We start from the raw sequence: 21132 nt of genomic DNA, 5'->3' as shown, positions 1-21132 counted from the left end.
ACCAAAAAAGCCATCTGTAGGTAAGGAAGGACTGAAGAAGACAAGTGTGTCTACTAGTCAATTCTTATCACCAGAAGGCTTTTTTACGTATCAACCCATTTGCCGAAACGAAAACGTTTGAAAGGAAGATTGACTAGAGCTGGATGCGTCAATCGAGTAACTTGTACCATCAAATAAAATTGTATCACCAAGTCGTGCTTCAGTCGGCAAATAACGACGGGGAATAAAACTAGATCCATTCTCCCAGAGAAGAACAGCATATTTGCCATCAAGCCGTTCTAATGTGCCACGTTTGATCATAATCGAACTCCTCCTACAAATTACACCGAAAGCATCTCCTGAAGCAGGGTGCACGTTTCTCTCTCTCGATTCGCTGTAATTTTTTTTATCTTATGTTTGGTATATTCCCATTTCACTTTAGATTTACACATCTTTCTCGACAATCGTTGCATTCTGTAGAGTTTTTGTAAAAGCAATTAAAAAAAGAGTAAAACTGAATACACAGTTTTACTCGAAAAAATACGACCGGAATACAGATTAAGCCACCAGATCCTGTGCCGGTTTTTTAGTGGGGCGGGTAAAGGCGAGCAGGAACGTAAAGAACGGCGACAACAACAAGAAGAACGCGAACGGAACGTACGCTGTCACGGGAACACCAAGTGTTGATGCGAAAAAGGCACCTGAGACGCCCCACGGGATTAACGGATTGACGAGTGTACCGCCATCCTCCAGTGCACGAGACAAGAAGCGAAGATCAATCGAACGATCCTCAAAAATCTTTTTGAACGCTTGTCCGGGCAACAAGATGGACAAGTATTGTTCGCCGGCCATGATGTTGACACCGATCGAAGCAAGGGCAGCAGATGAGATGATGCTGCCGTCCCGTTTCAGTTTCGAAACAGTTTTCTCGATGATGACATCGATGACGCCGATGCCTCGGAGGACACCCCCAAAAGCCAATGCAAGCATGACGAGGGAAACAGACCACATCATCGATTGCAGACCACCTTTACTGATGATGCTGGCGACGGTTTGATTTTCTGTTTCTAACTGCAATCCGTTTTGGATGACACTCATCCATTGGCCGATATTCCAGTTGCCTTGTGTGAGACCTGTTAAGAGAAGACCACTCAAAACACCGGCAATCAACGTCGGAACGACAGGCGTTTTACGCAAAGCAAGAATCATCACAAGGAGCGGGGAAAGCAGTGTCCAAGGTGATAATTGGAATAACCGTGCCAACTCTTGTTGGGTCGATCCGATCGTTTCTGCATCGATTGAACCGTTCCCCCGTCCGAAAATAAAGAACAGGATGAAGGTGATGGTAATGGCGGGAACCGTTGTCCCCATCATGAAACGGATGTGATCAAACACGGAAACATTGACGATGCCGGGTGCAAAATTTGTCGTATCCGATAACGGAGACATCTTATCCCCGAAACAAGCACCGCTGATGATCGCACCTGCGGCGAGTGCCGGATTGACACCAAGCGCGACGGCGATTCCCATCAAGGCAACGCCGACGGTTCCAATCGTCGTAAACGAACTTCCGGTAAACGTTGAGACAATCATCGTGATGATCAAAGCACTTGGTGCGAACCAGGTGGCGGATAAGGTCTCGAGTCCGAAATGAAGCAGTGTCGGGACGGCCCCGCTCATCATCCAGACAGCAATCGTCATTCCGACGAGCAACATGATCAAAATCGGTTTGATGGCTTCACGAATGCCGTTGATCATATGTTGTTCGAGTGTTTCATAACCGAAGCCGCGAAAGGCAGCGTAAACTGTCACAAAAATTAAGCTGGATAAGATGGCAAGATGCGGTTCGGCTTTGGCGCCGAATAAAACGGATAATAAAATAATGATACTGATTCCTAGGATAGCTGCGGATTCACGAAAGGACATGCGCATGCTTCCACCTCCCTGTTTCTATAATGCGTTTATGCTTGTTTGCTTTTATGTGTGAAAGTAAAATGTGGAACAGTTGCTATGTTATCGAAGATGCGCCGGTTCGTCAACTGTTTGGATTTTAATTAAAAATAAAAAATAAAGCAAAATGTGACGATTTTTTGTCGTAAACGCTTTCTTTTTTGCCGGAAATCTTGCACAATAAGAAATAAGAGATGTCTATTTTGTGAACAGGGGGAGAATACATATGTTTACTGCAATTTTTGTAGTGGTCATCGCGTTAATGGGAGCAAGTGTTTTTGGAATCGATCATCTCGTCGCACAGCGTGCAGAAAAACGATAATCATTTAAAAAAAGGCTTTGATCAGTCACATCAGTTTTGATGTCATTGATCAAAGCCTTTTTTGTCGTTCTGAATAATATATAAATAAAAATACAGTTGACAGTATAATTATGCATATGTTTAAATCGGTTTATCATTTATTTCAAAGGAGTTCCTCAGATGAGATGTACGATTGTTGGCGCAACAGGATATGCTGCGATTGAACTTATACGGTTGATTGAGCTTCATCCTCAGCTGGAAATCGTTTCGCTGATCAGTGATTCGAAAACAGATGAGAAGATAGAACGATTATACAGCTTCATGAATAAAAATCAGTATCCCGTCTTAACGGAATTTTCGATGGCCCATATTAAGGAGGTCGAAACGGATCTTCTGTTTCTCGCAACACCGAGCGGTATATCGACGGAATACCTCAAACAATTGACCGAGTGGGACGGGAAGACAATCGATTTGAGCGGAGACCTGCGTCTCGAGAAAACATTGTATGAGGCGTGGTATGCACACGACGCCATCGATTCATCCATTCAGGCACAAGCCACATATGGATTGACCGAGTGGAAGCGGGAAGACATCAAAAACAGTCGGTTGGTGGCGAACCCGGGATGTTACGCCACAGCAATCTTGTTAGGTTTACTGCCCCTGCTTGAGCAACAGATGATTGATCCGAATCAGATTATCATCCACGCCAGCTCCGGACTATCCGGTGCCGGAAAAACGTTGACGGAACAAACACACCATGTGCGATCGAATGAAAATGTTCGGATGTACAAACAGAATCGTCATCAGCACATTCCGGAAGTCGAGTCCGTCGTCGAAGAAATCACCGGTCAAAAGGTCGTTGTATCCCTTGCAACCTATCTGGTCCCGCTGAATCGAGGAATCATGGCAACGATGACGTTACAACCGCTTGTCGAGAAGACAGAGCATGAATGGCAAGCCTGGTTCAGCGAGCGATACCAACAGGAGTCGTTCATTCGAATCAATCAGGCGGATCCGGAAATCAGATCGGCTGCCGGCAGTAACTATTGTGATCTATCCGTGTATCTGGACACGAGGACAGGACGGCTGACGGTTGTATCCGTACTCGATAATATGCAAAAAGGTGCTGCGGGACAGGCGATTCAAAATGCCAATGTCATGAGTGGGTATGACGAAACACTCGGACTGACACAACAGCCATTCTTTATATAGAAGGGACCATGAATATGTTAAATGTACAAGTGACACCAGTATTGACGGTAACGACACCAAAAGGATTTAAGGCAACGGGGATCCATGTCGGGTTGAGACGCAAACGAAAGGATTTGGCACTTCTGTTGTGTGAAGGCGGTGCGGCTGCGGCGGCTGTCTATACGACGAATCAAATCCAAGCAGCTCCGATCACCGTGACGAAAGAAGCGATGGCGGCGTCAGGCGGAAAAGTGCATGCGGTTTTGGTCAACAGTGGAAATGCCAATGCCTGTACAGGCGAACTGGGATTAACCCATGCCTATGCTTCACAACAAGCTGTTGCCGAGCAATTTCAATTGGCACCGGAACATGTCGTCATTGCCTCGACCGGCATCATCGGTCAACCGCTTCCGATTGATACGTTACTTCAAGGCATCGAACAACTGAAACCTGATACGAAAGAGCCCCAGGCGGAAGACTTTGCGGCCGCTATCCTGACGACGGACACGGGGACTAAAACGGCCGGACGACAAATCCTGCTGAACGGGGATGTCGTATCGGTGTGCGGTGTTGCTAAAGGGTCCGGCATGATTCATCCGAACATGGCGACAATGCTTGGATTTTTGACGACAGATGCTTCGATTGACAGCGTGTTTCTCCAAGAGGTCTTAAAAACAGCCGTCAATCGGACGTTCAACTGCATCACGGTGGACGGAGACAGTTCGACGAATGACATGGTGATGATTCTCGCGAGCGGAGCGGCACAAGCTCAACCGATCGAACGGGATTCAACAGAAGCCGAACAGTTCCAACAGGCCGTCGAGTCTGTCTGTCAGGACTTGGCGAAACAAATCGCACGGGACGGTGAAGGGGCAACAAAACTGATTGAAGTCAAGGTCAATGGGACAAACGAGGAACTGCTTGCCCGAAAGATTGCCAAACAAATCGTAGGTTCTTCGCTCGTGAAAACAGCGATTTTCGGAGAAGATGCGAACTGGGGACGTATCGTTGCTGCAATCGGCAGTATCGATGAACCGATTGATGTCAGTCAGATTGATATCCGGATCGGCTCCCAAGCCGTCCTCCGCCAAAGCATGCCGGTCTGGTTTGACGAGACGGTAGCGTCTGCTGAGCTTGCGGCAGATGTCGTTCAAATCGAAGTCGATTTGAATCAGGGGACAAAAAGCGGACACGCTTTCGGATGTGACTTAACGTACGACTACATTAAAATCAATGCGAGTTACCGGACATGACGAAACGAAAGTTAATCAAACTCGGTGGCAGTGTATTGGAGCAACTGGATCCCCGTTATTACGAGGAATGGTCCGAATGGTTGAAAGCGAACAACGAATTGATTTTCATGCATGGTGGTGGACCGGCCTTATCTGCCTACTGCCAACAGTTACAGATTGAATCCATCTTCGAACAAGGGGTCCGGGTCACGACAGATGACGTTTTGCTCGGGGCGGAACGTGTACTCGGAGGCGAAGTGCAGTCTAAAATCGTCTACCAGTTGAATCAACAGGCGTTACCTGCCGTCGGATTGACAGGCATCGACGGCGCGAGCATTCGGGGAGAACGGCAGCCTGACGTTGGTGCGGTCGGACACGTCGTACACGTCGAAGAAAAGCTGTTTCAGACGCTCATGCAAACGGGATTCATTCCGGTCGTTACATCATTGATCACCGGTTCTGAAGGGACGTTGAACTGTAACGGAGATACGTGTGCTGTCGCGTTAGCCACCGCTCTGGCAGTGGATGAGTTTGAATTGTTGACCGATGTGACCGGCATCAAGCTAAACGGTCGGATGCAATCAGAAGTGACCATCTCCGATTTGGAAGCGGGACTCGCATCGACCGAAATTAACGGAGGAATGATTCCGAAGTCGATGGCTGTCATCGAAGCGGCAAAACAGGGAATCAAGCATGTCCGGATTCGATTCGGGCAAGATGTGACTAGTCCTGGAACTCAAGTGAAGGAGGAGAACAATGAGCGCATTACTACCGACGTATCAGCGTCATGACATTGAGTTGATTGAGGGCTCGGGATCGTTTGTGACGGATACGAAAGGACAAAGCTATCTGGATTTCACGATGGGTATTGCAGTCTGTAACACAGGACACCGTCATCCATTTGTTCAACAACGAGTAACGGAACAACTCGGGAAACTGTGGCATACCTCGAACTTGTTCATCAGCAGTAAGCAAGAACGTGTCGCTGAGCTGTTGACAAAAGATAGTCACCTCAGTCACGTCTTCTTTTGCAACAGCGGGACAGAGGCGAACGAAGGAGCCTTTAAGCTGATTCGGAAATGGACACAAAAAACGGAGATCCTGACATTCAGTCAATCATTCCACGGTCGAACATTCGCGATGATGGGAGCGACGGGGCAAGAGAAGATCAAAGACGGTTTTGGAACGATGGTTCCAGATTTTAAGCATCTCACCTTCAATGATTTTGCGAGCCTTGAGATGATTAGTGAGCAGACGGCTGCGGTATGGCTCGAGGTCATCCAAGGAGAAGGCGGTGTGGTCCCGGCCGATCATGAATGGCTACAGGCTTTGATGGAACAAACGAAAAAATATGACGTCAAGGTGGTCGTCGATGAAGTCCAGACCGGAATCGGACGAACGGGATCACGATATGCCTTTGAACAAACGCCGCTAAAACCGGATATTATCACCGTCGCCAAAGGACTCGGAAGCGGTTTTCCGGTCGGAGCACTCATCACGACAGCTGAGGCGGCAACGGTTTTCACACCGGGGACACACGGTTCAACATTTGGTGGAAATCCGCTCGCCATGACAGCGGCAGAAGCGACACTTGAATTGTTGCTTCCGGACGAGCAAATGCAACAGGTGCAGAACAAAGGGAAGTATCTGATGGCACAGTTAAGTGAATTGCCAGGAACGATGGTTCGGGAAGTGCGTGGCCGTGGACTGATGATCGGGATTGAATGTCATCAAGCCGTCGCACCGTTGATTCAAGCGCTTCAGCAAACCGGACTGCTCGTTGTCAGTGCAGGACCGAACGTCATTCGATTATTACCGTCACTATTCGTCACGAAGTCAGAACTGGATCTGGCAATCGAAAAAATCAAATCAGTATGCCAACAGGAGGTCATGATGTGAAAACAGCAGGAACATTACAACTGGCAGATGGACAGGTGTATCCCGGGGAACTGACCGGAACGGCATCGGTTCAAGGAGAGGTTGTCTTTTTTACCGGCATGACCGGTTACCAGGAAGTGTTGACCGATCCTTCCTATCGTGGACAGATTATCGTCTTTACCTATCCGTTGATCGGACAATACGGTGTTTCTGCGGCGGATTCAGAAAGTCAGCAGATTCAAGTAGCGGGTGTCGTCGTTCAGACGCTTACGAATAACGGAACCAAATCGGATTTGGCCGACTGGTTGGCAGCATCCGACATTCCTGTCCTCAGTCAAGTTGATACCCGTGCTCTCGTCCATCACCTGCGTACCTACGGCGATCAAGTCGGCTCCATCGGGCTGAACGATCAATCGTCTTCACACCCGTCGGATTTGATTGCAACGGTTTCGACAAAAACGCATCAGGTTCATGAGACGGATCAAGCGGACGGACACGTGGTCTGCCTGGACTACGGTGTGAAAAAATCGATGATTGACGCGCTCAATGCGCGCCGAATGAAAGTGACGGTCGTTCCGTTTGATACTCCGAAATCGGTGATTGAGGAATTAAAACCGGATGGATTACTCTTCTCCAATGGACCGGGAGACCCGGTGCAACTCGATCACCTGACTGCCGACATCAAACAACTGGCATTATCGTACCCGACGCTCGGCATCTGTATGGGACATCAAATCATTGCCAAAGCCTTTGGGTGTCAAATCGAGAAGCAACATCACGGTCACCGCGGGGCGAATCATCCGGTCCGGGAACTCGCGACAGGACGTGTTTTCATGACTTCACAAAATCATGGCTATGTCGTTCAAACGACGAGTGTCGAAGCGTCTGAACTTGTTCCTGCTTATCAACATATCAATGATGGTTCAATCGAAGGTCTGCTCCATCCGGCTTATCCGATTTTGACCGTCCAGTTCCACCCGGAAGCCCATCCCGGACCTGTCGAAGCGATGGTGATTTTTGATCAATTTGTAGCAAATATTTTGAAACAGGAGGTAGCGTATGCAAGATCATAAAAAAGTTCTGGTCATCGGATCGGGTCCGATCGTGATCGGACAAGCAGCGGAATTTGACTATTCTGGGACACAGGCATGTCAGACACTTCGGGAAGCGGGATGCGAGGTCATGTTGATGAATTCGAATCCGGCTACGATCATGACGGATCCGTCGACGGCGGACCATATCTATATCGAAGCGATGACCCTTGAGAAGGCCACTGCCATCATCCAACGTGAACGTCCCACCCACCTGCTCGCGACGGTCGGCGGACAAACGGCCCTGAATCTGGCACTATCGCTCGAAGAAGCCGGTGTGCTCGATCAATATCAAGTGGAACTGCTCGGCACATCACTCGAAACGATTCGCGATGGCGAAGACCGCGAACGTTTTAAACAGCGGATGCTTGAACTGAATCAACCACTCCCGACGAGTCAGACGATCGAAACATTGGCTGAACTGGAGGAGTTCATGGAAACGTGTGGTGTTCCACTGGTCATTCGTCCGGCCTTTACGTTAGGGGGAACGGGCGGCGGGATCGCCAAGACAAAAGCAGAAGCCCGTCTGCTTGCGGCAAACGGATTACAGGCGAGTCCGATTTCACAATGTCTCGTCGAAGCCAGCATTGCCGGTTATAAAGAAGTGGAGTACGAAGTGATGCGTGATGCGTTTGATACGACGATTATCGTCTGTAATATGGAAAATATTGATCCGGTGGGTGTGCATACCGGCGATTCGGTTGTATTTGCGCCCATTCAATCGATTTCTGACCAGATGAATCAACAGCTCCGAACGGCAGCACGAGAAATCGTCTCCGCCCTCGGGGTCGTCGGAGGGTGTAACATCCAATTTGCGATTCATCCGACCGAACAAACGTATTATGTCATCGAGGTGAATCCGCGGGTCAGCCGTTCTTCGGCCCTCGCCTCGAAAGCAACGGGTTATCCAATCGCGAAACTTGCGACCCGTCTTGCTCTTGGCGAACGTTTAGATGACTGCATCAATCCCGTGACGAAGGAGACGATGGCAAGTTTTGAACCTACAATGGACTACGTAACAGCCAAAGTCCCGTGTTTTCCGTTTGATCTCTTCCCGGAAAGCGACCGCAGCCTCGGAACCCAGATGAAGGCGACCGGCGAAAGTATGGCAATGGGGAAGACGCTTGAAGAGGCTTTACAAAAAGCATGGCGTGGTGCAGGGATTGAACAGAATCCACTTTATCCGACTTGGATGAAGCAAGCCGACACGACGGTACTCTGGCATGAAGTAGAACAGATCACGGATCGCCGTCTGCTTGCGTTGCTTGCGTTACTGGATCGAAAAGAAACGACCTTGCAACAGATTGTCGAATTGACGCAGATTCAACCGCTGTTCATTACGATCCTCGAACGACTGTTAACGATTCAAGATACATTGGATCTGACGTCGGAAGAGTCGCTCTTAACAGCAAAACGGCATGGGTTTACTGACCAACAAATCGCTGGTGTACTGGGTGTGTCAGTGGAATCGGTGCAAGGTCAGCGTCAAGGATTCGGGATACAGCCGGCATTTCAAATGATTGACACGTGTGCTGCTGAATTTTCAAGTCCGACACCTTATTTTTACGGCAGTTGGTCAGGACGGACAGAGGTCACGCCATCCAATCATAAAAAGGTCGCCGTCCTTGGGGCGGGTCCGATTCGCATCGGACAAGGGATCGAGTTTGATTATTGTTCGGTGCATGCCGTTCGGGCGCTTCAACACAGCGGATATGAAACGATCATGATCAACAACAATCCGGAAACGGTTTCGACGGATTTTGAAGTCGCCGACCGGTTGTATGTGGAACCGTTGACGATTGAAGACGTCGTTCATGTACTCGAGGCAGAGAACTGTCAAGACGTCTTGGTGCAGTTTGGCGGACAGACGGCGATTGCCTTGGCCGCTGAACTGGAACAACGTGGCTATCATCTGCTCGGCACGACGGCAGATACGATTGATGAAATGGAAAATCGTGAACGGTTTTATCAATTTTTAGACCGACTGGATATCGCACACATTCCCGGTCAAGAGGTCACGAACGAGGAAGAATTGAATTCGGTCATCATGCAACTCGGTTATCCGCTGATGATCCGTCCGTCGTATGTCATCGGCGGGAAGGGCATGCATCGCTTGAAAACAGCCGCTGATTTAGAGGCGTTGTTACCTGAACTGGCATTTCCGATTTTAGTCGATGCCTATATCGAGGGGAAAGAGTTCGAAGTGGACTGCATCTCTGACGGGACAATGACATATGTTCCGATCATCATGGAACAGATTGAAGCTGCAGGTGTCCATTCCGGAGATTCGACGATGATCTTGCCGCCGGTTTCAGCGACGCAGGCATTGCAGGATGAGATCGAAGCGATTGCGCAGGCCATCGGACAACAGCTGGCGTATAAAGGAGCCTTTAACATTCAGTTCGTCGTCAAAGATCAAAGCCTGTATGTCTTAGAAATCAACCCCCGTGCTTCCCGGACATTACCGATTGTCGCTAAAGTCACGGGTCAACCGTTACTCGAATGGGCAGTCCAGGCAGCGAGCGGACAACGTGTTCATGCGTTACCGGCCAAACGGACGAGTTTACCGTTTCATGCGGTGAAGACGCCGGTTTTCTCGACGTTGAAGTTACGTCATGTGGACCCGATGACAGGACCCGTCATGCGGTCTACCGGGGAAACGTTGCAGTGGACGACAAACGGATTGGCGAAAGAACGTTTTGCGCATGATGAGACAACAAAAACGTTGCTGACGACACGAACGTTGCACATCGCCGGTAAAGGGACAGAAGGATGGACGGATGCCGTACCGCTAGACGATGGAACGGATTTTGACCAGTGTCGTGTCTTCTTCTCGATCAGCGAGGACGAACAAGCACAACGTGCCCTGGCTCTGACGAAGGGAGCCATCGTCATTACCGAACAACACCTTGCGCAGTATTTCGACAGCGTGGAGGAGGCGGATATGTTGCCTGTCAAACCATTAGCAGAATGGACGACACGAAAGGAGTTAATCCAATGACGAACACAAAACAGCAGTTACAGCATTTATTGACGCTCGAAGAATTGACAGCGGAAGGATTAACCGAGTTATTGGAGTTGGCGAAAGCGGTCAAACAGACGCCGGCGACATATAAAGAGGCACTGAGTGGAAAAAAAGTAGCGTTGTTGTTCGAAAAGGCCTCTACCCGGACACGGATTTCGTTTGAAGTCGGGGTCATCGAGTTGGGTGGCCATCCCATCGTCTTGAACGGATCAGATATGCAAATCGGACGAGGAGAGTCGTTAAGCGACACGATACAAGTGATGAGTCGGTATGTCGATGCGCTGATGATTCGGACGTTTTCACATGAGACGGTGAAAACGTTAGCGGAGCACGGAACGATTCCAATCATCAATGGATTGACGGATTTACATCACCCGTGCCAAGTCTTAGCGGATTTACTCACGATTGAAGAACATTTCGGAAAACGAGCCGGGAAAGTACTGACCTATATCGGGGACGGAAACAACATGGCTCACTCGTTGTTAATTGGCGGGGCTTTAAGTGGAATGACAGTCCGGATTTGCAGTCCAGCCGCGTATGCACCGGACGCAACGATTGTCGCCGAGGCGAACCGCTTGGCGCAAGCAACAGGCGGGAAAATCGAACAGTACACGGATCCGGTTCAAGCCGCAACGGGAGCGGATATCATCTACAGTGATGTCTTTGCGAGTATGGGGCAGGAAGAGGAGACGGCGCAACGACTGGCGGCGTTCTCAGGCTATCAAGTCAATCAACCGTTGCTGGATGTGGCCGCTGCCGACGTCATCTTCCTCCATTGTCTCCCGGCACACCGGGGAGAAGAAGTGACAGCAGAAGTTATTGATGGTCCACATTCTGTTGTATTTGATCAAGCAGAAAATCGTCTGCATGCCCAAAAAGCCTTGATGTTGGAATTAATCGGGACCACACCGTGACAAAAAGAGACAGTGTCCATTGCTTCAGAAGCGGTGGACGCTGTCTCTTTTTTAGTCATACTGTCGCCGAGCGAGTTGTTCGGATTGTTCTTTCTTGACTTGGCGCTTGTTTTTTTCGTGTAAGCGGCTCATGAAAGATGTCCGTTGCCAAGACGGAGACCAGTTCGATTCCTTTCCGGCACGCAAGGCTAAGATATAGTCATAGCTGAGATGAAGGCGTTCAATCATTTCAGTCCGGACGTCACAAATATGACCATGACCGGGAATCAGTAACTTGATTTCATATTCATAGATAAAGGATTCGAGCAATTCGAGCGTCGTCAAATATTCGTTGGAATCATGTTCAATCAACGGAATTTCAACATCGGACGCATAATCGCCGCAGACCAGAAGGTGGAGCGGCATGACGACAAAGGACAGATGCGTCGCTTCGTGACCGGGTGTCAGGAAAAAAATCAGCTTGGTTTTACCGATTGTCAAAGTGGTTTCTGATTCATCGATGACATGGGTGATGTTCGGAAACAAGACCGGGGATTCGATGTAATATTCATCATTAAAATTCTGGACTTCTTCCAGCGCGGCGGCTTGATCGACATCGATGAACCGACGAGAGGCAATCGCAATCGCATCTTTGAAAGCGTAAGCACCTAATATGTGATCGAAATGGGCGTGCGTATAAACGATATAAAGAGGACGGTCGTGCCGGATGATTTCGACGTCCCGGCGAATCGTGGCGATTTCGTCCGGTAGCCAGCCTGGATCAACGACAATCAGACAGTCGGGTGTTTCAATCAACGTCGAAGTCGTTTTCATTAACGTGCTTTGATAGACCGTTACACCGGGCATCTTCATCTGAATCATAAGACTCCTCCTCATTCCTAAGTAGAAACTTTTATACCGGACTATACCCAAAAAGATGCGCCCTGTATCGCGAAGGACAAAAAAAGACGATTCGCATCGCGCGAATCGTCTTCCCCTCGAGAGGGTTATAAAAGTCGTTGACCTATGTGTCGTTGACCTATGTTATGTCATAAATTGGAGCGGGTGAAGAGAATCGAACTCTCATCATCAGCTTGGAAGGCTGAGGTTTTACCACTAAACTACACCCGCAAAAGTTGCTCAATAAAGTTGCTACATGAGATATAGTAGCATAGCAAAGAACAGATATCCATAACTTTTAGAAAAAAAGTCAATAGTTTTGATTTTTCCAGACGGATTGAACAGGGCTCTTGTAGCTCAAAAAACACCCGTCGAGCATTAAAGAGCGGCTGTTCTTTGGGTACGCCAACCACAATCGACACGAGGTGCTGCCTGTCATCGATCTCGTTCGAAGATTTCACCGTTTGAAACGGACGACACCCGAATCTTGTGATTCCAATCGTGCGCAGTTAAAGTGTACAATAACAATAGCTAAATCGTTTACATGAGCTTCCTGCGACGAGCATGAATGCCCGAGGATGGAAAGAGGAGCGAATGACTGGTGAACAAAGTTCGAGTTTGGAGCGAACAGGCGATGGGAAAAGGATGGAGGGCGACCTGTCATCATCAAATCGATCGTTATCGCTTCATGACAGGAGAGTGGTTTCTGAACACAAGCTTACTTGCCTTTTCAATCGAACAGGATGCGGATATGTTACCGGACGTGCTTCCGAACGAATTGAATATCCCGCTGGTATCGGAACGGATGAAACAGACATTGGAACGGTTGACTCCGTTTTCTGTACAATGTCTTCGGGTCCAGTTGAAGACGCGGTCGGGATTAAGCAATTACTATCTCATCAATATACTAGCGGTAAGACGGGTGGAGCATTTACATAAGACAAATATTTTCCGCACCATTCGGAAGAGACAGGTCTATTTCATGACGGAGCGGATCATCAGTGAGTCGCTTGGTCCCCACCACATCTTGCGAGATGAACGGACGGATCGTATTTTCCTTTCGGACACGCTAGCACGGTATTTGGAACAACTGACCGTGACAGGAGTACATTTTGGCGAGATAAATCGAATGGAGGAAATTATATGAAACATTACACGGTCGATAATTGGATTACTCTTGAATATCCACAGACGTTTGAATACCAGGAAGAGGAAACGTTCGTTAGTTTTTATTCGACGGAAGAAAATGCGATGGGCACCTTACAGTTGTCGATTTATGAGTCGGATGCAGAAGAACTGACACCGTTTGAAGCGGCTGAACAAGAAATCAATTTGTTGGTAGAAGAGTTTGGCATTGAATTGACGGGACCTCTTGAAGCGCGTCGGAATACACCAAAAGAAGCCTTGCTTGCTGTTGATGGAAAAGAAGAAGATGTGTTTATCCGCATCTTTGCCTACTCCGACGGCGAACGTCTTGTGCTGTTGACTTATTCTGCTGATCGAGAGTCATTGGAATTAGAAGAAATCGAAACGATGATCCGTTCATTGAGCTGGATCCATTGATCAAAAAGGAGTCACCCTCTAAGCGATAGAGGATGACTCCTTTTTTTGATTATGGGTGTCCTTGTCTCCGGACAGAAGAAGGAAGACGGGATCCAACCTGTTTATTCAGCCAGCCCGCAATATCCGCGAAGACACGAATCCGCTCAAATTCGTGAAACAGTTCATGGCGCAATCCGCGATAGACGGTGAGTTGAACACCTTCAACACGAACCCGGTTATAGGCGTCGAACAAGGTATGAATCCCTTTTCCGTCAAAGGCGACGGGATCATCTTCACCGGCAATCAGTAACAACGGAAGATGCCGCGGATGCTGATAAAGATAAGACAGGGAGTTTACGGCTTTTGTGGCAGAAAGCAATTCATGAAAGAATCCAAGTGTCACAGTTTGACCAGACAGTACGTCTTCATCATAACGCATGACCGACTGCGGGTCGGACGATAACCAGGCATTTGGCGACAAGGCCGGGAAGAAGCGTAAGTTGTAGCGGCCAAAAACCAATTTACTCATGCCTTCCGCCGGGTGCTGCGCCGATGTTTGCTCGATCAATTGCCGAACGATTTTTTTACTGATATTCCCGAGTATTCCGCTGTCGGTCGGGGGACCGCTGGCAATAACACCAGCCAGTTCGTGACCGAGTGTTTGTCCAAGGCGTCTTGAAATCAGCGAACCGAAGCTGTGACCAAATGCAAAAATCGGTAAGTCCGGATAGCGGTCTTTAATGTCGTAAACCAATTCTTCCGCATCTTGAACCAACTGATCAAACCCTTGATTTGGTTCTAAGTGACCCAACTGAGGAGCCTGAGCACCAAAACAGCGTAAATCCGGGATGACGGTGTGATAGTGATGGGCATACAGAAACTCGGCAAATTCCTGGTAACGTTCCCCGTGTTCCATCATGCCGTGAAAAACGATGACGACACCTTTAGGCGCACTTGCTTCCAAAAGATGCATGTTCGTCGTATGACCGTCAGATGCAATCCAGTGTGTATGATCGATTGTCATGTATATCATCCTTCCTTGATTAAGAAAGCCCGAATATCGTTCCATCTTCAGAAATTCCCATCGTATTAGCCGCCGGTATTTTCGGTAAACCCGGCATGGTTAATACATTCCCGGTCAAGGCGACGATGAATCCCGCCCCGATCGCCGGTCTGATTTCGCGGACCGTAATCATAAACCCTTCGACTCGTCCGTACTTAGTCGGATCATCCGTCAATGAAAACGGCGTTTTTGCCATACAAATCGGCAAATGGCCAAGTCCTTGATCCGTGCAACGTTCCAGTTCACGCAATGCTTTTTCCTCGAAATGGACTCCGGCTGCACCATAGACACGCATCGCAATCCGCTCGATTTTTTGAGTGAGCGGTAAATCGGTTGGATAAAGAGGCGTGAACTGGCTGTCTTCTTCGAGTGCTTCGAAAACCTGTTCGACCAACGTTTCTCCACCGGCTCCACCTTGACTGAATACTTCACTTTCCGCAACGCGGATTTTTCGTTCGCGACACCAGTCGAGTACGGTCTGACGTTCCGTTTCTGTATCGCTTGAAAAACGATTTAAGGCTACGACCGCCGGAACACCAAACAAATCCATTGTCTCGACGTGTTTTTCGAGCAAAGCGAGTCCTTCGACCAAGGCAGATAGGTTTTCTTCAGCCAACTGGTCTTTTGCGACACCACCATGCATTTTTAACGCACGGACGGTGGCAACGAGAACGACGGCATCAGGATGTAAATTGCCGATTCGTGACTTGATGTTAAAGAATTTTTCAGCGCCAAGATCAGCGCCGAAGCCGGCTTCTGTCACGACATAATCGCTCAGCTTGAGAGCCGTTCGCGTTGCAATCAGCGAATTACAACCATGGGCGATGTTTGCGAACGGTCCGCCGTGAATCAAGGCCGGCGTCCCTTCGACGGTCTGTACCAAATTTGGACGGAATGCCTCTTTTAAGAGCAATGTCGCAGCACCGGAAGCCTGGATATCCTTGACGGTCACCGGCTGTTGCTCGTACGAGTGAGCGACGACAATCCGGCTGATTCGGTCCTCCAGATCAGCAATCGAGTCGGCGAGACAAAGGACCGCCATGATTTCTGATGCAACGGTGATGTCGAAGCCGTCTTGACGCGGAATACCATGAGCCGCTCCACCGAGTCCGATCGTGATGTTGCGTAACGCCCGGTCATTCAGGTCGAGGACACGTTTCCATGTGATGCGACGCGGATCGATCCGCAAATCATTGCCTTGATGAAGATGATTGTCGAGCAGAGCGCTGATTGTGTTGTGGGCCGAGGTAATAGCATGCATGTCACCTGTGAAATGCAGGTTGATTTCTTCCATCGGCAACACTTGGCTGTAGCCGCCGCCGCAAGCGCCGCCCTTTAATCCCATCGTGGGTCCGAGCGACGGTTCCCGCAGACAAATCATCGTTTTGTGCTTGAGCCGGTGCAATGCCTGACCAAGTCCGACCGTCACCGTTGATTTTCCTTCACCGGCAGCCGTTGGATTGATGGCTGTGACGAGAATCAATTTTCCGTCGGCATTCGTTGCCAACCGTTCGGCTAGCCCATCCGTCAACTTCGCCTTGTACTTTCCGTACGAGTCATAATCTGCGTCCGTCAGCCCGATTTGACGGGCGATTTCAGAAATAGGTTGTAAAGTCGTTTGTTGGGCAATCTCTAGATCAGAACGAATGGTTTTCTCCATGGCATAATCTTCCTCTCAAGATGAAATTCTTTATATTTCTTTATAGTAGCTCATTCGAAAGGGTCGCGCCAAATAATCGTTCAATATTTTCCACCCAATGTGTCAAATGGTTGCGTTTTCATTTTGTGGAAAATTCCGTACGCTTAGGACAGAGGAGGGATGAGCAATGGCAGTAAGCAATAAGAAAAAAGTAAAACGCGGACTCGAGTTTTGGATGTTCGTCGGACCCGTCTTTCTGGTTTTCGCGGTAATTGTTCTCGTACCTTTTTTTAACGGTGTCATGTATTCGTTCACGGATTGGAACGGAATTACAGGTGAATTGAATTGGATTGGATTCGACAATTATGTACGCCTCTTTACGGTCGATGACCAATTCCAGCAGTCATTTTGGTTGACGACGAAATATACAGTTGTTGCCGTGATTCTGACGAATCTAGTCGGCTTCCTGTTAGCGTTTTTACTCACACAAAACATTCGGACCCGTAACTTTTTACGGACAATTTTCTTCATGCCGAACTTGATCGGCGGCTTGATTTTAGGATTCGTTTGGCAGTTCATTTATGTTAAAGGATTTGCATCGATCGGAGAGCTGACAGGTTGGAGTTTATTTGAACTTCCCTGGCTTGGTGACGCCCAGACCGGATTTTGGGGCATTGTCATCGTTTCGATCTGGCAAGGTGGCGGTTATATCATGGTCATCTACATTGCCGCCCTTCAAAATGTCCCGCAGGAACTGATTGAGGCCGCAAAAATCGATGGCGCGAACCGCCTATCGACGTTACGTAACATCACGATTCCGCTGATCATGCCATCGGTGACGATCTGTCTGTTCCTGACGATTTCATGGTCGTTCAAATTATTTGATACGAACTTATCGCTGACGAACGGTGGACCGTTTAAATCAACCGAGATGCTCGCACTGAATATCTATAAAGAATCGTTTACGAACAACAACCTTGGTCTTGGTTCGGCCAAAGCGATCATCTTCTTTGTGGTCGTCGCAGCGATTACCGTAACTCAGGTCTACTTGACGAAAAAACGGGAGGTGGAAGCATGAGTACCGCGCAACCTTTACCGAAACCAGAACTGAAGCCGGAACAACCGGCACCGAAAAAACGGGGCCGTTACTCGGTGCGACTCGGAACTGTCGAAATCGCCGCCTTGCTGATGGGCTTACTGTATATGATTCCATTTTATTATGTCATTTCGAACTCGTTTAAGACGCAAGGTGATATTTTTACGAATACGTCAGGACTTCCAAAAGAATGGATCACCTCGAACTATACGGATGCCTGGGAAGCGATGAATTTTGGAAAAGTGTTCTTGAACTCTGTCATCATTACTGTCGGGGCGAATGCCGTCATCGTCATTTTTTGTTCGATGGCTGCCTGGAAGCTGGTTCGGACGAAAACCCGGTTATCGACAATCATCTTTTTCCTGTTTGTCGCCGCGATGATCATTCCGTTCCAGTCGATCATGATTCCGTTATCCAAGTTATCGGGTGACTTGGGGTTACAAAACAGTTATTGGGGCTTGATTCTCATGTATCTTGGTTTTGGATCCGGGTTGTCGATTTTCTTGTACCACGGCTTCATGAAATCGATTCCGGAAGAAATCGAAGAGGCAGCAATCATTGACGGCTGTTCCCAGTGGGGCGTGTTTTGGCGCATCGTGTTCCCGTTGCTCAAACCGATCACGGTGACAATCGTCATCTTAAACACACTATGGATTTGGAATGATTTCCTGTTGCCGTCGCTGATGTTGCGTGACGTCGAACTGCGGACGATTCCGCTCGCCACGTTCTACTTCTTCGGTCAGTATACAAAACAATGGGATTTGGCCTTGGCGGGACTGATCCTCGGTATCATTCCGCTGTTATTATTCTTCTTCGCGATGCAAAAGCAAATTATTCAGGGAATTACGAGTGGTTCAATCAAATAAATTGTAAGCGCGTTCTCGCTTCTGCGGGAACGTTTTTCTTTAGATTAGCTAATCTGATTAGTCAGATTATTTTATTTTTTTTTGAAAAAAGGGCTTTTCAAACACTTGTTGCATGGTGTACGATGTTCTCAATTCAATTGTAACAACGACGTTGAAGGGAAGAGTAACATCTTGTAAAACCGGATTAGCGAGCTGGGGACGGTGAGAGCCCAGTCGGAAACAAGTTGCGAAGAACATCCCGGAGTCGCTACCCGAACACACGAGTCAGTAGGCGTAGCCGGAGTTGCCTGTCCGTTATCATATGGCCGAAGATTGAGATGATAATTGATCATCAGTCTTTTGAGTGAGCAGCTGAGCTGTTAACATGGGTGGTACCGCGGAACCGAGTCTTTCGTCCCATATTCTTGGGAGAGAAGGGCTCTTTTTTATGGCTTCTTTTTCAAACACACAATTGAGGAGGAAGAATACCATGACAACACTCGTATCGATGAAACAGACACAGGAAGCAATCACACTCGTAAAAAAACGCTTTGAGGAGCAATTCTCAACACAACTCGGATTAACACGCGTCGAAGCACCTTTATTCGTTGAAAGCACACTCGGAGTCAACGATCACCTCAACGGAATCGAACGCGTCATCCGTTTTGATGCGCTTGATCATCAGGCTGAACTTGAAATCGTTCAATCTCTCGCGAAGTGGAAACGTCAAGCACTCCATACGTACGGATTCGCAAAAGGCGAAGGATTATACACGCTGATGCATGCGATTCGTCGCGATGAAGTCTTGGACGCGACCCACTCGATTCATGTCGACCAATGGGATTGGGAGCGGATCATCTCGAAGGAAGAACGGACGATCGATTACTTGCAGACGACAGTACGGGCCATCTATCAATCGATTCATCAAGTAGAGCGTGAAGTCGAAGAACAGTTCGGAATCGAGGCCATCTTGCCGGAGACGATTCACTTTATGACGACACAAGAGCTCGAAGATGCATACCCGACCCTTTCTACAAAAGAGCGGGAGACGGAAGTGACGAAAGAATATGGTGCGGTCTTCTTGATGCAGATCGGCGGTGCGCTGGCATCCGGAGAAAAACATGATGGTCGAGCAGCTGACTACGATGACTGGACACTCAACGGTGATATTTTAGTCCACCATCCGGAAATCGGAGCATTTGAACTTTCATCAATGGGCATTCGTGTCGACCGTGAAACGTTACTGGCACAAATCGAGACGACTGGGGAACATGCGAAACTTGATTTCCCGTTCCATCAAGGCGTATTGGAAGAAAAGCTCCCGTTAACGATTGGTGGAGGCATCGGGCAATCACGTATGGCGATGTTCTTGTTGAAGAAACGTCATATCGGTGAAGTTCAAGCGTCGGTCTGGTCAGAAGAGACACGGACTGCTTATCGTGAGCAAGGCGTACACCTGTTGTAAAAACGAGTGATTCACACATAAATCATAGAAACAAGCGATGTTCGCGCCAGTAATGGTGATGAACATCGCTTTTTTTCATGATGAAAGTAGGTTCATGAGACCTCAGACGGAGGGAAGACGTGTAAAAGTAAGGTATAATGGGGATAACAACTAATAAGAAAGAGGTGAAGACATGTCAGCGATACTCATTACGGGATTAGTGTTTGCCTTACTTTTTGTAGTTTTTCTTTGGTTCAACATCAAAGGACTTCGAACGATGTGGCGTGATTACAAACGAACAGGATCGATGATGGCGCTTGGATTCTTTATCGTCGGAATCATCGGAATCTTCACAGGTGTCTGGACGACCCTTGTCGTCATTATTTATTATCTTCTTCGTCCTGCACGAGGCTGATTTAGAGGAGTGGTTGGATGTTAGAATGGTTATTCTCAGCCGGAGAGTCGAATCTCTGGCTGTTTTTAGGAATCATGATTATCGGGCTCGGAACCGAGTTGATCCCGGCTGAAGTGGGATTACCGTTACTTGGCCTCTATGTCTCAAACGGGACACTAGGATGGACAGCAGCCGTCCTGATTGGATTTGTCGGCAGTTTGATGGGCGCCACATTGTTTTATTTTCTTGGTCGCTACGCCGGACGTCCAATCTTAATCCGTTACGGAAAATGGTTGATGATTAAAGAACGGGAAATTGTTCAGGGGGAACGGATTGTCTCGAAGTATGGTTCCTGGTCAGCGTTATTTGGCCGCTTTTTCCCTGTTGTGCGTTCCGTCGTCTCCATTCCGTGCGGCTTGTTCAATCTGTCTTTTAAACGGTACTTACTTGCATCGAGTCTAGGGTTGTTTCCCGTGTCGTTTTTCTATGTCTGGTTGGGCGAAAAGTTTGGGGTCGAACGGGCGGAATCGATGCTCAAGGGATTAGAACAAGAGTTATGGTGGATTCTCGGAATCATCGTCATCGGGATTGTGGGATACATTTTGTATCGTCGATTAAAAGCAAAACGGTGAGTGTAGATCACAAAAAAAGGACGAATCGTCGATCGAT

19 protein-coding genes, 1 tRNA gene and 1 other annotated feature are annotated in these 21132 nt (G+C 48.3%); of the genes, 14 read left to right on the top strand and 6 right to left on the bottom strand.

Going from position 1 to position 21132, the window contains the following annotated elements; all coding sequences use genetic code 11:
• Positions 1 to 90 precede the first annotated feature (90 nt).
• Together KNP87_RS10200 and nhaC are read right to left on the bottom strand one after the other, a co-directional pair.
• Positions 91 to 300, bottom strand: a complete 210-nt coding sequence (locus KNP87_RS10200) for a DUF3006 family protein (RefSeq protein WP_119923706.1) — start codon at positions 298 to 300, stop codon at positions 91 to 93.
• A 237-nt stretch (positions 301 to 537) separates the two neighbouring features.
• Positions 538 to 1911 (bottom strand): Na+/H+ antiporter NhaC, encoded by a 1374-nt coding sequence (gene nhaC, locus KNP87_RS10195; RefSeq protein WP_214721576.1) that lies wholly within the window; start codon positions 1909 to 1911, stop codon positions 538 to 540.
• A 499-nt stretch (positions 1912 to 2410) separates the two neighbouring features.
• On the opposite strand from nhaC, the gene argC reads away from it, so the two are divergent.
• Genes argC through argF form a run of 7 tightly spaced genes read left to right on the top strand, consistent with a single transcriptional unit; the run spans position 2411 to position 11561 of the window.
• A complete protein-coding gene (argC, locus tag KNP87_RS10190) occupies positions 2411 to 3442 on the top strand; it encodes an N-acetyl-gamma-glutamyl-phosphate reductase (RefSeq protein WP_028106927.1) in 1032 nt (343 codons plus the stop codon).
• Positions 3443 to 3456: 14 nt separating this feature from the next.
• Positions 3457 to 4674 (top strand): bifunctional glutamate N-acetyltransferase/amino-acid acetyltransferase ArgJ, encoded by a 1218-nt coding sequence (gene argJ / locus KNP87_RS10185; protein ID WP_214721575.1) that lies wholly within the window; start codon positions 3457 to 3459, stop codon positions 4672 to 4674.
• Entirely contained in the window at positions 4671 to 5444 is a 774-nt protein-coding gene (argB, locus tag KNP87_RS10180) for an acetylglutamate kinase (protein WP_214721574.1), read from the top strand. The genes argJ and argB overlap by 4 nt, the downstream gene beginning before the upstream one ends.
• Entirely contained in the window at positions 5410 to 6552 is a 1143-nt protein-coding gene (locus KNP87_RS10175) for an acetylornithine transaminase (protein ID WP_214721573.1), read from the top strand. Before argB ends, KNP87_RS10175 begins: the two co-directional genes overlap by 35 nt.
• Positions 6549 to 7604, top strand: coding sequence for a carbamoyl phosphate synthase small subunit (locus KNP87_RS10170; RefSeq protein WP_214721572.1), 1056 nt, complete (start codon positions 6549 to 6551; stop codon positions 7602 to 7604). The genes KNP87_RS10175 and KNP87_RS10170 overlap by 4 nt, the downstream gene beginning before the upstream one ends.
• Positions 7591 to 10623, top strand: a complete 3033-nt coding sequence (carB, locus tag KNP87_RS10165; protein WP_214721571.1) for a carbamoyl-phosphate synthase (glutamine-hydrolyzing) large subunit — start codon at positions 7591 to 7593, stop codon at positions 10621 to 10623. Before KNP87_RS10170 ends, carB begins: the two co-directional genes overlap by 14 nt.
• Positions 10620 to 11561, top strand: coding sequence for an ornithine carbamoyltransferase (gene argF / locus KNP87_RS10160; protein ID WP_026833853.1), 942 nt, complete (start codon positions 10620 to 10622; stop codon positions 11559 to 11561). The genes carB and argF overlap by 4 nt, the downstream gene beginning before the upstream one ends.
• A gap of 51 nt (positions 11562 to 11612) precedes the next feature.
• Here the strand turns inward: argF and KNP87_RS10155 are convergent, their stop codons facing one another.
• Both KNP87_RS10155 and KNP87_RS10150 read right to left on the bottom strand, forming a co-directional pair.
• Positions 11613 to 12422: an MBL fold metallo-hydrolase gene (locus KNP87_RS10155; protein WP_026833852.1), complete on the bottom strand. Its 810-nt coding sequence runs from the start codon at positions 12420 to 12422 to the stop codon at positions 11613 to 11615.
• Between the two features lie 175 nt (positions 12423 to 12597).
• A tRNA-Gly gene (locus KNP87_RS10150) sits at positions 12598 to 12671 on the bottom strand.
• Positions 12672 to 13041: 370 nt separating this feature from the next.
• On the opposite strand from KNP87_RS10150, the gene KNP87_RS10145 reads away from it, so the two are divergent.
• Both KNP87_RS10145 and KNP87_RS10140 read left to right on the top strand, forming a co-directional pair.
• A complete protein-coding gene (locus tag KNP87_RS10145) occupies positions 13042 to 13587 on the top strand; it encodes an imm11 family protein (RefSeq protein WP_233550700.1) in 546 nt (181 codons plus the stop codon).
• A complete protein-coding gene (locus KNP87_RS10140; protein WP_026833850.1) occupies positions 13584 to 14003 on the top strand; it encodes a hypothetical protein in 420 nt (139 codons plus the stop codon). Before KNP87_RS10145 ends, KNP87_RS10140 begins: the two co-directional genes overlap by 4 nt.
• A gap of 49 nt (positions 14004 to 14052) precedes the next feature.
• Here the strand turns inward: KNP87_RS10140 and KNP87_RS10135 are convergent, their stop codons facing one another.
• Entirely contained in the window at positions 14053 to 15006 is a 954-nt protein-coding gene (locus KNP87_RS10135; protein ID WP_081776050.1) for an alpha/beta fold hydrolase, read from the bottom strand.
• A gap of 19 nt (positions 15007 to 15025) precedes the next feature.
• Positions 15026 to 16705, bottom strand: a complete 1680-nt coding sequence (locus tag KNP87_RS10130) for a formate--tetrahydrofolate ligase (RefSeq protein WP_214721570.1) — start codon at positions 16703 to 16705, stop codon at positions 15026 to 15028.
• 166 nt (positions 16706 to 16871) lie between these two features.
• Between KNP87_RS10130 and KNP87_RS10125 the strand changes: the two genes are divergently transcribed.
• The 5 genes from KNP87_RS10125 to KNP87_RS10105 all read left to right on the top strand — a co-directional run bounded on the left by KNP87_RS10125 (position 16872) and on the right by KNP87_RS10105 (position 21095).
• Positions 16872 to 17762 (top strand): carbohydrate ABC transporter permease, encoded by an 891-nt coding sequence (locus tag KNP87_RS10125; protein ID WP_026833847.1) that lies wholly within the window; start codon positions 16872 to 16874, stop codon positions 17760 to 17762.
• Positions 17759 to 18646, top strand: coding sequence for a carbohydrate ABC transporter permease (locus tag KNP87_RS10120; protein ID WP_035387674.1), 888 nt, complete (start codon positions 17759 to 17761; stop codon positions 18644 to 18646). Before KNP87_RS10125 ends, KNP87_RS10120 begins: the two co-directional genes overlap by 4 nt.
• Positions 18647 to 18788: 142 nt before the next feature.
• Positions 18789 to 19048, top strand: a binding site (T-box leader).
• A 67-nt stretch (positions 19049 to 19115) separates the two neighbouring features.
• A complete protein-coding gene (asnA, locus tag KNP87_RS10115) occupies positions 19116 to 20090 on the top strand; it encodes an aspartate--ammonia ligase (protein WP_026833845.1) in 975 nt (324 codons plus the stop codon).
• Positions 20091 to 20262: 172 nt separating this feature from the next.
• Entirely contained in the window at positions 20263 to 20484 is a 222-nt protein-coding gene (locus tag KNP87_RS10110; RefSeq protein ID WP_014969583.1) for a hypothetical protein, read from the top strand.
• Positions 20485 to 20501: 17 nt separating this feature from the next.
• Positions 20502 to 21095 (top strand): DedA family protein, encoded by a 594-nt coding sequence (locus KNP87_RS10105; RefSeq protein WP_026833844.1) that lies wholly within the window; start codon positions 20502 to 20504, stop codon positions 21093 to 21095.
• Positions 21096 to 21132 lie beyond the last annotated feature (37 nt).

This window comes from Exiguobacterium sp. s192, assembly GCF_018618795.1.
GTDB classification, from domain to species: domain Bacteria; phylum Bacillota; class Bacilli; order Exiguobacteriales; family Exiguobacteriaceae; genus Exiguobacterium_A; species Exiguobacterium_A undae.
The sequence above is the reverse complement of the archived record's forward strand: the minus strand, read 5'-3'. Positions and strand labels throughout refer to the sequence as shown.

Coding starts and splice junctions, on each gene's coding strand:
- KNP87_RS10200 (WP_119923706.1), bottom strand. CDS start 300: ATGATCAAACGTGGCACATTAGAACGGCTTGATGGCAAATATGCTGTT.
- nhaC (WP_214721576.1), bottom strand. CDS start 1,911: ATGCGCATGTCCTTTCGTGAATCCGCAGCTATCCTAGGAATCAGTATC.
- argC (WP_028106927.1), top strand. CDS start 2,411: ATGAGATGTACGATTGTTGGCGCAACAGGATATGCTGCGATTGAACTT.
- argJ (WP_214721575.1), top strand. CDS start 3,457: ATGTTAAATGTACAAGTGACACCAGTATTGACGGTAACGACACCAAAA.
- argB (WP_214721574.1), top strand. CDS start 4,671: ATGACGAAACGAAAGTTAATCAAACTCGGTGGCAGTGTATTGGAGCAA.
- KNP87_RS10175 (WP_214721573.1), top strand. CDS start 5,410: ATGAGCGCATTACTACCGACGTATCAGCGTCATGACATTGAGTTGATT.
- carB (WP_214721571.1), top strand. CDS start 7,591: ATGCAAGATCATAAAAAAGTTCTGGTCATCGGATCGGGTCCGATCGTG.
- argF (WP_026833853.1), top strand. CDS start 10,620: ATGACGAACACAAAACAGCAGTTACAGCATTTATTGACGCTCGAAGAA.
- KNP87_RS10155 (WP_026833852.1), bottom strand. CDS start 12,422: ATGATTCAGATGAAGATGCCCGGTGTAACGGTCTATCAAAGCACGTTA.
- KNP87_RS10140 (WP_026833850.1), top strand. CDS start 13,584: ATGAAACATTACACGGTCGATAATTGGATTACTCTTGAATATCCACAG.
- KNP87_RS10135 (WP_081776050.1), bottom strand. CDS start 15,006: ATGACAATCGATCATACACACTGGATTGCATCTGACGGTCATACGACG.
- KNP87_RS10130 (WP_214721570.1), bottom strand. CDS start 16,705: ATGGAGAAAACCATTCGTTCTGATCTAGAGATTGCCCAACAAACGACT.
- KNP87_RS10125 (WP_026833847.1), top strand. CDS start 16,872: ATGGCAGTAAGCAATAAGAAAAAAGTAAAACGCGGACTCGAGTTTTGG.
- KNP87_RS10120 (WP_035387674.1), top strand. CDS start 17,759: ATGAGTACCGCGCAACCTTTACCGAAACCAGAACTGAAGCCGGAACAA.
- asnA (WP_026833845.1), top strand. CDS start 19,116: ATGACAACACTCGTATCGATGAAACAGACACAGGAAGCAATCACACTC.
- KNP87_RS10110 (WP_014969583.1), top strand. CDS start 20,263: ATGTCAGCGATACTCATTACGGGATTAGTGTTTGCCTTACTTTTTGTA.
- KNP87_RS10105 (WP_026833844.1), top strand. CDS start 20,502: ATGTTAGAATGGTTATTCTCAGCCGGAGAGTCGAATCTCTGGCTGTTT.